We start from the raw sequence: 13,654 nt of genomic DNA, 5'->3' as shown, positions 1-13,654 counted from the left end.
CCGCGTGATGGACGCCACAATCCGGTTTTACGACGACTGCGTCGCCGATCGCGGGACAAGCCACGCTCCTACGGTCTCAGCATTACTTCGCCAGATACCGCATCCCTTCCTCCAGCCCGCGCAGTGTCAGCGGGTACATCTGATCTTCGATCAAGTCCCGCACGATGTTGGTGGAGGTGGTGTAGGCCCAGGCGTCTTTGGGGTACGGATTGATCCAGATGATCTTCTTGAACTTGGCCATGAACCGCTGCATCCAGACGTAACCCGCTTCTTCGTTCCAGTGTTCGACGCTGCCGCCCGGTTGGGTGATTTCGTAGGGCGCCATGGAAGCGTCGCCGATAAAGATCACTTTGTAGTCGGCGCCGTATTTATGCAGCAGGTCCTGGGTAGGGGTGCGCTCGGAGGTGCGGCGCTGGTTGTTCTTCCACACCGATTCGTAAACGAAGTTATGGAAGTAGAAGTACTCCATGTGCTTGAACTCGGTCTTGCAGGCCGAGAACAGTTCTTCGCAGATCTTCACGTGGGCGTCCATCGAACCGCCGATGTCGAACAGCAGCAACAGCTTGATGGTGTTGCGGCGTTCGGGACGCATCTGGATGTTCAGCAGCCCGGCGTCGCGGGCGGTATGGTCGATGGTTCCGTCGATGTCCAGTTCGTCCGCCGCACCCTGGCGCGCGAACTTGCGCAGGCGCCGCAGCGCCACTTTGATGTTGCGCGTGCCCAACTCAACCCCATCATCGAGGTTCTTGTACTCGCGCTGATCCCAAACCTTTGCAGCCTTGCCCTGACGCTGGCCGGCGTCGCCCACCCGAATCCCCTCGGGGTTGTAACCGCCTGAGCCGAACGGGCTGGTGCCGCCGGTGCCGATCCATTTGTTGCCGCCGGCGTGGCGCTCCTTTTGCTCTTCCAGACGCTTCTTGAATTCTTCGATCAGTTTGTCCAGGCCACCCAGCGACTGGATCTGCGCGCGCTCTTCAGCGGTCAGCGAGCGCTCGAATTCCTTGCGCAGCCAGTCCTCGGGGATCAGCGCCTGCAAGTGATCGTCGAGCTTTTCCAGGCCATTGAAGTAAGCGCCGAACGCCCGGTCGAACTTGTCGAAATGGCGCTCGTCCTTCACCAGAATCGTGCGCGACAAGTAATAGAACTCGTCCATGTCAGCGAACGTCACGCGCTGCTTCAGCGCATTGATGAGGTCGAGCAGTTCACGCAACGATACCGGCACTTTGGCCGCGCGCATTTCGTTGAACAGGTTGAGCAACATAATCGGCGTCCCGCCCTTGATCTAAATAAGCTTGACCAGAAAAGGCTCAGCGATTGCCGCGACGACTCATGAACGCGAGGCGTTCGAGCAGATGCACGTCCTGCTCGTTCTTGACCAGCGCACCGGCCAGCGGCGGGATGGCTTTGGTGGGGTCGCGCTCGCGCAGTACCGCTTCGCCGATGTTGTCGGCCATCAGCAGTTTGAGCCAGTCCACCAGCTCGGAGGTCGAGGGCTTTTTCTTCAGGCCCGGGACTTTGCGCACGTCGAAGAACACGTCCAGCGCCTCGCTGACCAAGTCCTTCTTGATGTTCGGGTAATGCACGTCGACGATCTTCTGCAGGGTGCTGCGGTCGGGGAACGCGATGTAATGAAAGAAACAGCGGCGCAGGAAGGCGTCAGGCAGCTCTTTTTCGTTGTTGGACGTAATGATGATGATCGGGCGCTTTTTGGCCTTGATCGTCTCGTCGATCTCGTAAACGTAGAACTCCATTTTGTCGAGTTCTTGCAGAAGGTCGTTGGGGAACTCGATGTCCGCCTTGTCGATCTCGTCGATCAGCAGAATGACCCGCTCTTCGGATTCAAAGGCTTCCCAGAGCTTGCCTTTCTTCAGGTAATTGCGCACGTCGTGGACTTTGTCGACGCCCAGCTGCGAGTCGCGCAGGCGGCTGACGGCGTCGTACTCATAGAGGCCCTGGTGCGCCTTGGTGGTGGACTTGATGTGCCAGGTGATCAGCCGCGCGCCGAAGGACTCGGCCAGTTGCTCGGCGAGCATGGTCTTGCCGGTGCCGGGCTCGCCCTTGACCAGCAGCGGGCGCTCCAGGGTGATGGCGGCATTGACCGCAAGCTTCAGATCGTCGGTGGCGACGTAGGCATGGGTGCCTTCGAATTTCATCGGGAAAATCCTCGAACAGCGCGAACGGACCAGTGGCCTGAACCGCGAAAGATAGGGCGCAAAGAATGCAGCGACTATACCGCGCACCCCGCGCGACTGTGAACGCAGACGCTTTATTCAGTATCTGAATGGAGCGTCACGGTCTGACCGGGAAGAAAATTGTAACCACCATTGAGGTATCGCCAAAATAGCGATACCTTCCTGCGCATGTCGACTAAATACAGATTCAGGGACAAATACAGGATTCAACTGCGGGAAAAGGATCACCTGCCGCCTCACGTGCACCTCACCGGTGGCGGGCTGGATGTGTTGATCTGTCTGCAGTTGGTTGAACCCATGCTCGGCCACGCCCCGGCCGCCGTACTCCGGGAGGCGCTCGAATGGGTAAGGGCCCACCAAACAGAATTGCTGGAGGAATGGAAACGATGGCATCCATGAAACGTCCACGCCTCAAGACCATAGAGGCGCTGGCTCATCAACAATTGGCGCTGACATTCATCAACGACATGAAGTACGTCCTCGACCTGAGCAGCGACATTGCTGCATTTCCGGGGCTGCAACCGCTCAAGGATCCGGACATTTTCAAGCAGGCACAGATTGGCGACGACGGCTGGACCGTCGAGTGGGACGAGGCCGACATCCAGATTGGCGCCGACACCCTTTATCTGGATGCCAAGGCCCAGGCCGCCACTGACGAGAACACGCGGATATTCATCGGCTGGCGCGCGCGCACCGGGCTGCCGCTGGCCCTGGCGGCCGAAGCGCTGGGCGTCAGCACGCGCAGCATCACTCGCTACACCAACGGCAGCGAGGCGGCACCGCGCACCTTGGCGCTTGCGTGTCTGGGATGGGATGCGTTGCAGAATCAGTCAGGCAATGGCGTGTTGCTGGCCGAGAAGCGTGCGGCCTATGGCGTTGACAAAGGGGGCGGTGTCGACAAGGCAGCCGGAGTCGACATGGAGGCAGGCGAAGATGGCGAGTGAGCAGACTCACGATACAGGCGTGTCAGCGATCAAGGTCATCGCTGACTAAACGCTTCGCGAGCAAGCTCACTCCCACAGGCATGCGCCAGTCAAAACGTTGTGTTTACTTCGCCTCGCTCTTGCCACTGTCATACCGCGTGTTGAACGCCTTCACGAAGGCATTGCGCAGGATCTGCAAAAACGCTTCGAAGGCGTTGATGTCCTGTTTGTGGACACTGCCGCTGAGTTCCACGCGGGTGGCAAATTGATTCTTCCCCTGGTTCTTGAGCACTGTTTCGCTGCCGCCGACCACGGCTTCCCAGATTGAGCGGAAGAAGCCTTTGTTCTGGTTCTCGACGTCCTGCTGCCAGTCAAATACATCGACGTTACGCAGCAGGGGCTTGATGTAGCCACTGAGCTGGCCATTGGTGGCCTGGGCTTCGATGACCACGTCGCCATCGCCCGCGTTGAAATCGAATTTGCCGTACGCCGACGCGAAGTCGTTCAGGCGCTTGAGCTGGATACCGGTCGCGCGTAGCTTGAAGTCGAAATCCTCCAGGCTGAACGGATCGAAGGTCGCGGTGCTTTCCAGTGGCGCATGGCCCAGCAGCATGGCCTTGCCCTCGAAGCGGGCATCGCGCTTGCCGGCTTTGTCTTCGACGTTGGTCAGGTTATAGATGCTGGCGTTGATATTGTCGGCATCGATTTTCACTTTCGGCGTCGAGTTGAAGTTGTTAAAAGTGATCTTGCCGTCCTGAATGCGCATCTCGTTGAGGGTGATCGGCAGCAGCTTGTTCAGCTGAGCTCGCCAGTCAGTGCCCGCACCGGTCTGGGACTGGCGCTTGTCCGGGCCACCGTCGACGAAGTTGAGTTCGGGGCTGGCGAACGCGACCTCGGCGACCACGGCATGGTCGTACCAGAGCGAATGCCAACTGACAGCAATGTCGATGACAGGCGCGTTCAGCAGCGGCACCGGCACCTTGCCGTCGACCTTGACGATTTTCAGGCCGTTGATGCGGTAGGCCCCGCGCCACAGGGCGAGGTCCACATCGGTGACCTGACCGCGGTAGTCGCCCATGTCAGCGAGTTTTTCATTGAGATAATTGCGCACTACATAGGGCAGCGCGATATGGACGGCGATCAGCAACACCCCCAAGCCAACAATTGTCCATAACGGCCAGCTGTAACGACGTTTCATGTCTCCACCCTCTAGTAACGTAGTTTTGTTGACTGCTAGCGAGGTGATCGGTTCGCTTCGACTGGACGTTGCACCGGCTCAAGGCATAGGCTTTGAGCTTTTCCAAACCTGCACAAGGACCCGGTCATGAGCCGTATTTACGCAGATAACGCCCATTCCATCGGCAATACGCCACTGGTGCAGATCAACCGCATCGCGCCACGCGGGGTCACCATCCTGGCCAAGATCGAGGGGCGTAATCCGGGCTATTCCGTCAAGTGTCGGATCGGCGCGAACATGATCTGGGACGCCGAAAGCAGCGGCAAACTCAAGCCCGGCATGACCATCGTCGAACCCACCTCCGGCAATACCGGCATCGGCCTTGCGTTTGTCGCCGCAGCCCGTGGCTACAAGCTGACCCTGACCATGCCGGCCTCGATGAGTATAGAGCGGCGCAAGGTGCTCAAGGCCTTGGGCGCGGAACTGGTGTTGACCGAGCCGGCGCAGGGCATGAAAGGCTCCATCGCCAAGGCCGAGGAGCTGCTCGCCAGTGATCCCGCCACGTACTTCATGCCGGCGCAGTTCGAAAACCCGGCCAACCCCGCCATTCACGAGAAGACCACCGGCCCGGAAATCTGGAACGACACTGACGGCGCCATCGACGTGCTGGTGGCGGGCGTCGGCACTGGCGGCACGATCACCGGGGTCTCGCGCTACATCAAGCACGCCATGGGCAAGCCGATTATTTCGGTGGCTGTCGAACCCATGGGCTCGCCGATCATCACCCAGGCGATGGCCGGTGAAGAGATCAAGCCCAACCCGCACAAGATTCAGGGCATCGGCGCGGGTTTTATCCCGAAAAACCTCGACCTTTCGATTGTTGATCGCGTCGAACTGGTCAGTGATGAAGAAGCCAAGGCCATGGCCCTGCGGCTGATGCAGGAGGAGGGGATTCTTTGCGGTATCTCCTGCGGCGCGGCCATGCACGCAGCGGTGCGTCTGGCCGAGAAGCCGGAAATGCAGGGCAAGACGATCGTGGTGGTACTGCCGGACTCGGGTGAGCGCTACTTGTCGAGCATGCTCTTCAGCGACCTGTTTACTGAACGCGAGCTGACCCAATAGTCGTGTCCGCATCCGCTTCGGCTTTTTACGCGGCGGACTAAAGCTTATGATGACCGCCATTCGAAACCCGCCGTGTGATTGTCCCAGCTCATCCGTCGGGTTTTGTGTTGCACTAGAATCCGCACGCCGCGTGCTGTTGATTCATGTAGGAGCGTGGCTTGTCCCGCGATCGGCGACGCAGTCGTCGTGATCTCTGCTAACACGGTGTGTCAATTGCAACGCATCGCTAGGTTTTGCTGCCGGTTTCCGGCAGATCGCGGGACAAGCCACGCTCCCACAATCGTTTTTATCGTGCCGCCAGATTTTTGCCTGTTCCAAGGAGAGTTTCATGACCCTTTCTTTTGCTGTCAAAGCGGCGATTCTGCTGCTGTTTGTCGGCAGCACGCTGTACGTGCATCTGCGCGGCAAGGCGCGTTTGCCGGTATTGCGCCAGTTCGTGAATCACTCCGCACTGTTCGCCCCGTATAACGCTTTGATGTACCTGTTCTCCAGCGTGCCGTCCAAGCCGTACCTGGACCGCAGCAAGTTTCCAGAACTCGATGTGCTGCGCGACAACTGGGAAACCATCCGCGACGAAGCCATGCACCTGTTCGACGAAGGCTATATCCGTGCCGCTGCCAAGGACAACGACGCGGGTTTCGGTTCGTTCTTCAAAAAGGGCTGGAAGCGTTTTTACCTCAAGTGGTACGACAAACCGCTGCCATCCGCCGAGGCGTTGTGCCCCAAGACGGTTGAACTGGTCAGCCGCATTCCAAACGTCAAAGGCGCGATGTTTGCGCTTTTGCCCGGCGGCAGCCACCTGAACCCGCACCGCGACCCGTTCGCCGGCTCGCTGCGTTATCACCTGGGCTTGTCGACGCCGAACTCCGACGATTGCCGCATCTTCGTCGACGGTCAGGTCTACGCCTGGCGCGACGGCGACGACGTGATGTTCGATGAAACCTACGTGCACTGGGTCAAGAACGAAACCGACGTCACCCGCGTGATCCTGTTCTGCGACATCGAGCGACCGTTGAGCAATCGCTTCATGACTGCCGTCAACCGCCGCGTCAGCGCGTTTCTGGGCCGTGCCACGGCGCCGCAGAACACCGATGACGAACGCGTCGGCGGGATCAATCAGGCCTATGCGTTCAGCAAGCGCTTCAGCAACAGCTTCAGCGGCAAGGTCAAGCAGTTCAAACGCGCCAACCCCAAGGCCTATCGCATCCTGCGTCCGGTGCTGGCGGTGATCGTGCTGACGCTGCTGGGCTACTGGTTGTTCGGCTGAACGAACGGCTTTATCAAGCGCCGTTGCACCCTGTGCAGCGGCGCTTTTTTGTTTCTGGCGGACGGCCATTCATGGCTAATAGCACGCCCATTCAATCCCGCGAACCACCCTGCGCCGACCATTGAATGCTCCTGGTTGTCGTCATCACGCCTTTTTGCCAGGAACCCTTTGACGAAGGCAGATCCATGGCAAGCCGAATATCCCTGTTGTCTCTCGCGTTACTCTCATGCTCCAGCAACCTGATGGCGGCCACTACCGATGAGGAACATGGTTTTCTCGCCGATACCTCGCTGAATGTGCTGGCACGCAACTTCTTTCTGGATAACGACTACCGCACAGGGCACGCCGGGCAGAGTTACCGCCAGGAGTGGGCGCAGGGGTTTATCGCCAATCTGCAATCAGGGTTCACCCAAGGCACTGTCGGGTTCGGCGTCGATGCGCATGCGTTCTACGGCCTGAAACTCGACAGCGGAAAGGGGCGAGCCGGAACCGGTCTGTTGCCGCTGGGCGATGACGGACGAGCTGCCGACGATTATTCCGATGCGGGCGGCGCGCTCAAACTGAGGATTTCGAAGACCACGCTGAAGTTTGGCGAAATGGAAGTGGAAACCCCCGTGCTGGATACCGGCGACAAGCGCCTGCAACCGGAGTACGCCACGGGCTTTTATCTTGACAGCCGCGACGTCGATGGACTGAAGCTGGTGGCCGGGCACTTTACCGCCTTCAAGAACCAAAACGCTTCGACAGCCAAGGGCGATTTCGATGGCTACGGTGCCAGCACCCGCGGTTCGTCGCTGAGTCTGATGGGTGTCGAGACCACTGGCGATTCTCCATTCGGCGGCTCGGTGTACGCCTCACAGCTCACTGACACCTGGCGGCAGTACTACACCAATCTGCATCACTTGAGCGTGCTGTCGGACAACAGTTCGTTTTTGCTGGACGGCAATCTCTACCGCACCCTGGATCAGGGCGACGCAAAGGCAGGCGCACTGAGTAACACCGCTTACAGCCTGCTGGCGAAATACAGCGTTGGCTCCCAGGGATTCTCCCTTGGTTGGCAGAAGATCGACGGCGACACGCCGTTCGACTTTGTGGGGGGCGACTCGATCTATCTGGCCAACTCGATCAAATACGCCGACTTCAACGGCGCGCATGAGCAGTCGTGGCAGGCGCGCTACGACCTTTCGTTCGCCGCCGTTGGCATTCCCGGTCTCACGTTCATGACCCGCTATGTGCGCGGCAGCGGCATTGATGGCACCCATGCGCCACGGGGCGCGGTGTATCAGCCGTTAGATGACGTCACCGGACGTTATCAGCCGATTCAGGGCAAGGACGGACGTCACTGGGAGCGCGACATCGACCTGAAATACGTCGTTCAGTCGGGACCGGCCAAAAACCTGTCGTTCGACGTGTCCCATGTTTCGCACCGGGGTAACGACGCTGAGGGGGGCGACGATATCGACCGCTTGTATATCGTGGTGCAGTATCCGCTGAACCTGCTGGACTGAGTCGTCCGGTCAAATTGGCCGACGTGCAAAACGCTGTTGCGCGAGACCTCGTCGGCTGTTTATAGTCGGCCTCGTTGCTGTAACACCTGGCAACACTGAGTCACTCCTTCAGAAGATGAACACGATGCCCGCATCCCGCACCCGGTTCGCTTTCTCCGCCACGGCTCGCGCTGTTGCGGAACCGTGCGGCTGCATGCAAATCGCTTTCATCACGCGCTACCCGCCACCCCCACCTGTGAATAGCCCTGTCGTGTGCGCCGTTGCACCGCCAGGCGTCGTTGCGCTCGGCTGATCGACTGCCTCAACGCTGTCGACCGAAGCCTGCAAACGTTCGCAAAACATCCGTGAATCCGGTTCGTGCCGGGTCCGATTTTGTCTGAATCACAGGTGACTCATGTTCGCTCATAAAGCCTTGGCCTCGATGGCCACGACGACGCTTTTCGTCCTGCTCTGGAGCAGCGGCGCAATTGTTTCCAAGTGGGGCCTGACCCACGCTTCTCCTTTTGCTTTTTTGCTGTTCCGTTTTCTGCTGGCGCTGGGGGCGCTGGCGATTCTGATCCCGGCCTTGGGGTACAAGCTTCCCGCCACACGAGCCTCGATGGGCTTCGCCCTGATGACGGGCGCTGTGCTGCTGGGCGCTTATCAGATCTGCTACCTGCTGGCGCTGGACATGAAAGTCGCGCCTGGCGTGATGGCCACGATCATGGGCGTGCAACCGATTCTGACGGCCGTGCTGGTCGAGCGCAGCCGCTCGGGGTCACGCATGTTCGGCCTGAGTCTGGGGCTGGCGGGTCTGGTGCTGGTGGTCTGGCAAGGCATCGGCGACGGCGGATCGCTCGCCGGCATGGCTTTCGGCGTGCTTGGCATGTTGAGCATGACCGGCGGCTCGATCATGCAGAAGCGCATCACTGACAATCCCCTCGGCACGTTGCCGGTGCAATACCTTGCGGGGACGGTGGTGTGTGCGGTATTCGTGCCGTTTCAGCCTTTTCATTTCGAGCACAGCATCGGCTTTTATGTGCCGGTGCTGTACATGGGGCTGGTGGTGTCGGTGCTGGCGACGTTCCTGCTCTACCGGCTCATCGCCCAGGGCAATCTTGTCAACGTCACCAGCCTGTTCTACCTGGTGCCCGGCGTCACCGCGATGATGGACTACCTGATCTACGGCAACCGCCTGGCGCTGATGAGTATGCTGGGGATGGTACTGATCGTGGTGGGGTTGGTGTTTGTGTTCAGGAAGGTTGAGTAGAACCTGCCGAGCGTCCGGCGAACTCGTCGGACGCTGCGGATGAACCTGTAGGAGTGAGCTTGCTCGCGATCTGGCGCGAAGCGGCAGTAAACCGGTGCATGCGTTGTGTCAGGGGTAACCGAGGCGTCAGGTTTACGACTGCTACGCAGCCGATCGCGAGCAAGCTCACTCCTACAATGATCGTCTTCTGCCGCAGCATCCATGCGCCGATCGTGGTTTGGCGGAATGTGCCCACCGTGATGCAAGGATCGTGGTCTGAGGCGAATTCCTCGGACGCTGCGGATGAACCTGTAGGAGCGCGCTTGCCCGCGATCTGGCGCGAAGCGGCAGCAAACCGGTGCACGCGGTGTGTCAGGCGTAACCGAGGCGTCAGGTTTACGACTGCTGCGCAGCCGATCGCGGGCAAGCGCGCTCCTACAGTGGATCGGCGTTCGCATTATGTTGGTGTCCACCAACCTGACGCTCAACCCAACCGCACATGCCGACTCAACAACGCCCGTAGCGCTGCGGGCTTCACCGGTTTGGCCAGGTATTCGAGGCCGGCGGCGTGTACCTGGGTGATCAGCTCCGGGCGGCCGTCGGCGCTGATGACCACGCCAGGGACCGGCTCGCCCAGCTGCGTACGCAGCCAGCCCATCAGTTCGGTGCCGATTTCACCGTGGTCCAGGTGGTAGTCCACCAACGCCAGATGCGGACGAATGCCGTCGTTGAGCAGGGCCTGGCATTCCTCGCGATTGCGCGCGGTCCAGACCTGACACCCCCAGCGGCTCAGCAGGCTGTTCATGCCCATCAGGATACTGTCTTCGTTGTCGACGCACAGAATCTGCGTGCCGTTCAGCGCGGCGCGCACAGGTTCGGTCGGCGCAGCGACCGGCGTCGGCAAGGCGGGCGCCAGCGGCACCGTAACGCTGAACACGCTGCCCTGGCCTGGCCATGAACGCACTTCCAGGGAATGACCAAGCACGCGGCACAAGCCGTCGGCAATCGCCAGTCCCAGCCCCAGGCCTTTCTCGGCGCGGGTCTGATGGCTGTCCAGACGCTTGAACTCCTCGAAAATCACCTGCCGCTTGTCTTCCGGAATGCCCGGACCCCGGTCCCAGACCTCCAGGCTCAGCTGCCCGTTCCGCCGCCGCACCCCCAGCAGAATCGGCCCCTTGGCGTAACGAAACGCATTGGTCAGGAAGTTCTGCAGCACCCGCCGCAGCAGCTTGGCATCGCTGGCCACGCGCAACGTGCTGCCGCGCACGCGGAAATCCAGACCCTGCTCCTGGGCCAGCGCCTTGAATTCGGCGCCGAGGGTTTCAAACAGATTATTCAAGGCGAACGGCGTGATGGTCGGCGTGAACTTGCCGTTCTCCAGACGCGAAATATCCAGCAGGTCGCTGATCAGGTCTTCGGCCGAACGCAGCGAACTGTCCAGATGCTGGATCAGCTGTTTCGCCTCCGCGGGCACATTGTCGTCGTTGTGCAGCAGCGCCGCAGAGAACAAACGCGCAGCGTTCATCGGCTGCATCAGGTCATGGCTGACGGCGGCGAGAAAGCGCGTTTTCGACTGATTGGCGGCTTCCGCATGGGCCTTTGCTTCGCTCAGTGCCGTGTTCAGCTGCGACAGCTCCCGCGTGCGTTCAGCTACGCGCTGCTCAAGACTTTCGTTGGCGCCCTTGAGCGCATGCTCGGCCTCGCGGAATGCGGTGATGTCAGTGAAGCTCATGACGAAGCCGCCGCCGGGCATCGGGTTGCCGATCAGCTCGATCACCTGGCCATTGGGAAACAACCGCTCGGACGTATGCGCGCGGCCCTGGCGCATCCAGTGCAGCCGCCGGGCGACGTGCACCTCGGCCTCGCCGGGTCCGAGCAAACCGCGCTCGGCGTTGTAGCGGATGATGTCGGCGATGGGCCGTCCCACGCTGATCAGCCCTTCCGGGTAATTGAAAAGCTCCAGATAGCGCGCGTTCCAGGCCACCAGTCGCAGGGATTGATCCACCACGCTGATGCCCTGGGTAATATTTTCGATAGCGCCCTGCAGCAGGGCTCGGTTGAACTGCAACACTTCGGAGGCTTCGTCGGCGATGCGCACCACATCCTCGAGCTGCATGTCGCGGCCTTCAATCGCCGCTTTGACCACGGCCCGTGTCGACGACGTGCCCAGCACCCCCGCCAGCAAACGTTCGGTGTGGGCGATCCAGTCGCCGGTTGCGTTCTGGTTAGGGTTGAAGCCTTTGCCCTGGCGGTAGGCGAAGCGGATGAAGCTTTGTTGCGCCCGCTCTTCGCCCACGAAGCGCGCCGAGAGTTTAAGCAAGTCCTCGATCTGCACCGCCAGCAGCGAGCGGTTGTTGGGCCGCGCCTGCAACTCTTGACCGATGAAACGGCCCGCCTGCCAGTGTTCCGACACGCGCGTTCGCGACAGCAGCGAGACCCACACAAACAACGCCAGGTTGCCGAGCATCGACAGGACCACGCCTTGGGTCAGCGGGCTGATCGGCAGATTGAAGGGGTTGCTGTGCAGCCACGCCAGCAGCGGGAAAGTGCTTAGCGACCAGCCCATGCTGTGGGCAGTGATTGGCAGCACAAGCGTGTAAAACCAGATGAACACCCCGGCAGCGAGCCCGGCGAACACGCCGCGACGATTGGCGGGTTTCCAGTACAGCGCGCCGATCATCGCCGGCATCAGCTGGGTGATGGCGGCGAAGGCGATCTGGCCGATGGTCGCCAGGCTCGCGGTGGAGCCGAGCAACCGATAGCTGACGTAGGCGAGCAACAGGATGACGACGATGCTGACCCGGCGCACCGAGAGCATCCAGTGGCGGAAGACTTCAAACGGGCGCTCGGCGGTTTTGCGCCGCAGCAGCCACGGCAGCAGCATGTCGTTGGAGACCATGGTCGACAGCGCGACGCTGGCAACGATCACCATGCCGGTGGCGGCCGACGCGCCGCCGATGAATGCAAGCATCGCCAGCGCCGGGTGGGCGTGGGCCAACGGCACGCTGATCACGAACGAGTCCGGCAGCACCGAGGCGGGCAACAGCATCTGTCCGGCCAGCGCAATCGGCACCACGAATACGGCTGCCAGCAGCAGGTACGCGGGGAATACCCATTTGGCCAGGCGTAAATCCTCGGGCTCGATGTTCTCCACCACGGTGACGTGAAACTGCCGGGGCAGGCAGATGATCGCCATCATGGCGACGCCGGTCTGCACCACCATCGACGGCCAGTTGACCGTTTCTTTCCAGTACTCCTCCAGGCGCGGCGCGAGCATGGCCTGGTTGAACAGGTCGTCCACGCCGTCGTACAGCCCGAAGGTCACGAACGCGCCGACGGCCATAAAGGCGAACAGCTTGACCAGCGACTCGAAGGCAATCGCCAGGACCATGCCGCGGTGGTGTTCGGTGGCGTCAAGGTTGCGTGTGCCGAAGACGATGGTGAACAGCGCCAGCACCAGCGACACGATCAGCGCGGTGTCCTGGGCGCGCGTGCCGGTGGCGTCGGCGCCGGCACCAATGAGAATGTTCACCCCCAGCACGATGCCCTTGAGCTGCAGCGCGATGTAGGGCAACACGCCGATCAGGCAGATCAGCGCGACGACGACGGCCAAAGTTTGCGACTTGCCGTAGCGCGCGGCGATGAAGTCGGCGATTGAGGTGATGTTTTCCTGTTTGCTGATCAGCACCATTTTCTGCAGCACCCAGGGCGCCAGCAGCAACAGCAAAATCGGGCCCAGGTAGATCGGCAGAAACGACCACAGTTGTTCGGCTGCCTGGCCGACCGAGCCGAAAAACGTCCAGCTGGTGCAGTAAACCGCCAGCGACAGGCTATACACCCAGGCGCGAAGGCGCGGCGGCAGCGGGGTGCTGCGACGGTCACCGTAGAAGGCGATGGCGAACATGATGGCCATATAGGCCAGGGCGACGGCAGCGATCAGCCCGCTGGACAGCGACATGGGAACTCCAGAGACAAACGGCTAGCGGTTTCGGTGGCGATCCCTCGCCGGCCGGACAGTCTCGCACGCCGCGTGGGGTTCGTCTGTTTCGACCATGGTCTGAGCGGCGCATCTAGAGCGTTTGCAACGGCCCTTTCCCGGCTAAAGCCGGTCCCACTAAAAGCAGCGCGTGCAGTCAGTGTCGAGGGTGCTCTGATGCCTATGTTTTCAGTCGGCACCTATATATCGGGGAAATCTATGAGGCATAGCTAAATTACCCGCTTATTCGATATCAGGTGC

General features: G+C 60.6%; 10 protein-coding genes. 6 read left to right on the top strand and 4 right to left on the bottom strand.

Translation table 11 applies throughout. From position 1 onward, the window contains the following. Positions 1 to 82: 82 nt before the first annotated feature. Positions 83 to 1,261 carry a vWA domain-containing protein gene (locus tag ACYAR8_RS09315; protein ID WP_108122074.1) on the bottom strand — a complete coding sequence of 393 codons (1,179 nt, stop codon included), beginning with the start codon at positions 1,259 to 1,261 and terminating at the stop codon, positions 83 to 85. 46 nt (positions 1,262 to 1,307) lie between these two features. Then, on the bottom strand, positions 1,308 to 2,153 hold the full coding sequence (locus ACYAR8_RS09310; protein ID WP_074890636.1) for an AAA family ATPase: 846 nt from the start codon (positions 2,151 to 2,153) through the stop codon (positions 1,308 to 1,310). Between the two features lie 207 nt (positions 2,154 to 2,360). Between ACYAR8_RS09310 and ACYAR8_RS09305 the strand changes: the two genes are divergently transcribed. Continuing rightward, positions 2,361 to 2,591: a DUF4160 domain-containing protein gene (locus tag ACYAR8_RS09305; protein WP_172611112.1), complete on the top strand. Its 231-nt coding sequence runs from the start codon at positions 2,361 to 2,363 to the stop codon at positions 2,589 to 2,591. Continuing rightward, a complete protein-coding gene (locus tag ACYAR8_RS09300; RefSeq protein ID WP_463579711.1) occupies positions 2,588 to 3,136 on the top strand; it encodes a DUF2442 domain-containing protein in 549 nt (182 codons plus the stop codon). The genes ACYAR8_RS09305 and ACYAR8_RS09300 overlap by 4 nt, the downstream gene beginning before the upstream one ends. A gap of 103 nt (positions 3,137 to 3,239) precedes the next feature. Here the strand turns inward: ACYAR8_RS09300 and ACYAR8_RS09295 are convergent, their stop codons facing one another. Then, positions 3,240 to 4,313 carry an AsmA family protein gene (locus tag ACYAR8_RS09295; protein WP_463579710.1) on the bottom strand — a complete coding sequence of 358 codons (1,074 nt, stop codon included), beginning with the start codon at positions 4,311 to 4,313 and terminating at the stop codon, positions 3,240 to 3,242. Positions 4,314 to 4,439: 126 nt separating this feature from the next. Here ACYAR8_RS09295 and cysK point away from each other — a divergent pair, with 126 nt between their 5' ends. The 4 genes from cysK to ACYAR8_RS09275 all read left to right on the top strand — a co-directional run bounded on the left by cysK (position 4,440) and on the right by ACYAR8_RS09275 (position 9,438). Next, complete coding sequence (gene cysK, locus ACYAR8_RS09290; protein WP_074890628.1) at positions 4,440 to 5,414, top strand: cysteine synthase A; 975 nt, start codon at positions 4,440 to 4,442, stop codon at positions 5,412 to 5,414. Positions 5,415 to 5,742: 328 nt separating this feature from the next. After that, positions 5,743 to 6,681: an aspartyl/asparaginyl beta-hydroxylase domain-containing protein gene (locus ACYAR8_RS09285; protein WP_133773082.1), complete on the top strand. Its 939-nt coding sequence runs from the start codon at positions 5,743 to 5,745 to the stop codon at positions 6,679 to 6,681. A gap of 185 nt (positions 6,682 to 6,866) precedes the next feature. Further along, positions 6,867 to 8,189: an OprD family porin gene (locus tag ACYAR8_RS09280; protein ID WP_463579709.1), complete on the top strand. Its 1,323-nt coding sequence runs from the start codon at positions 6,867 to 6,869 to the stop codon at positions 8,187 to 8,189. Positions 8,190 to 8,583: 394 nt separating this feature from the next. Further along, the gene (locus ACYAR8_RS09275) at positions 8,584 to 9,438 is read left to right on the top strand and encodes a DMT family transporter (RefSeq protein ID WP_074890621.1); all 855 of its coding nucleotides are present in this window, start codon (positions 8,584 to 8,586) and stop codon (positions 9,436 to 9,438) included. 463 nt (positions 9,439 to 9,901) lie between these two features. Here the strand turns inward: ACYAR8_RS09275 and ACYAR8_RS09270 are convergent, their stop codons facing one another. Continuing rightward, the gene (locus ACYAR8_RS09270) at positions 9,902 to 13,375 is read right to left on the bottom strand and encodes a hybrid sensor histidine kinase/response regulator (protein WP_463579708.1); all 3,474 of its coding nucleotides are present in this window, start codon (positions 13,373 to 13,375) and stop codon (positions 9,902 to 9,904) included. Positions 13,376 to 13,654 lie beyond the last annotated feature (279 nt).

The organism is Pseudomonas sp. HP_01 (assembly GCF_055284355.1).
Note: the sequence above shows the minus strand (reverse complement) of the source record. Positions and strands in the feature narration are given on the sequence as shown.

Bases quoted from the DNA above. Each gene is read 5' to 3' on its own strand.
- ACYAR8_RS09315 (WP_108122074.1), bottom strand. From the start codon at position 1,261: ATGTTGCTCAACCTGTTCAACGAAATGCGCGCGGCCAAAGTGCCGGTA.
- ACYAR8_RS09310 (WP_074890636.1), bottom strand. From the start codon at position 2,153: ATGAAATTCGAAGGCACCCATGCCTACGTCGCCACCGACGATCTGAAG.
- ACYAR8_RS09305 (WP_172611112.1), top strand. From the start codon at position 2,361: ATGTCGACTAAATACAGATTCAGGGACAAATACAGGATTCAACTGCGG.
- ACYAR8_RS09300 (WP_463579711.1), top strand. From the start codon at position 2,588: ATGAAACGTCCACGCCTCAAGACCATAGAGGCGCTGGCTCATCAACAA.
- ACYAR8_RS09295 (WP_463579710.1), bottom strand. From the start codon at position 4,313: ATGAAACGTCGTTACAGCTGGCCGTTATGGACAATTGTTGGCTTGGGG.
- cysK (WP_074890628.1), top strand. From the start codon at position 4,440: ATGAGCCGTATTTACGCAGATAACGCCCATTCCATCGGCAATACGCCA.
- ACYAR8_RS09285 (WP_133773082.1), top strand. From the start codon at position 5,743: ATGACCCTTTCTTTTGCTGTCAAAGCGGCGATTCTGCTGCTGTTTGTC.
- ACYAR8_RS09280 (WP_463579709.1), top strand. From the start codon at position 6,867: ATGGCAAGCCGAATATCCCTGTTGTCTCTCGCGTTACTCTCATGCTCC.
- ACYAR8_RS09275 (WP_074890621.1), top strand. From the start codon at position 8,584: ATGTTCGCTCATAAAGCCTTGGCCTCGATGGCCACGACGACGCTTTTC.
- ACYAR8_RS09270 (WP_463579708.1), bottom strand. From the start codon at position 13,375: ATGTCGCTGTCCAGCGGGCTGATCGCTGCCGTCGCCCTGGCCTATATG.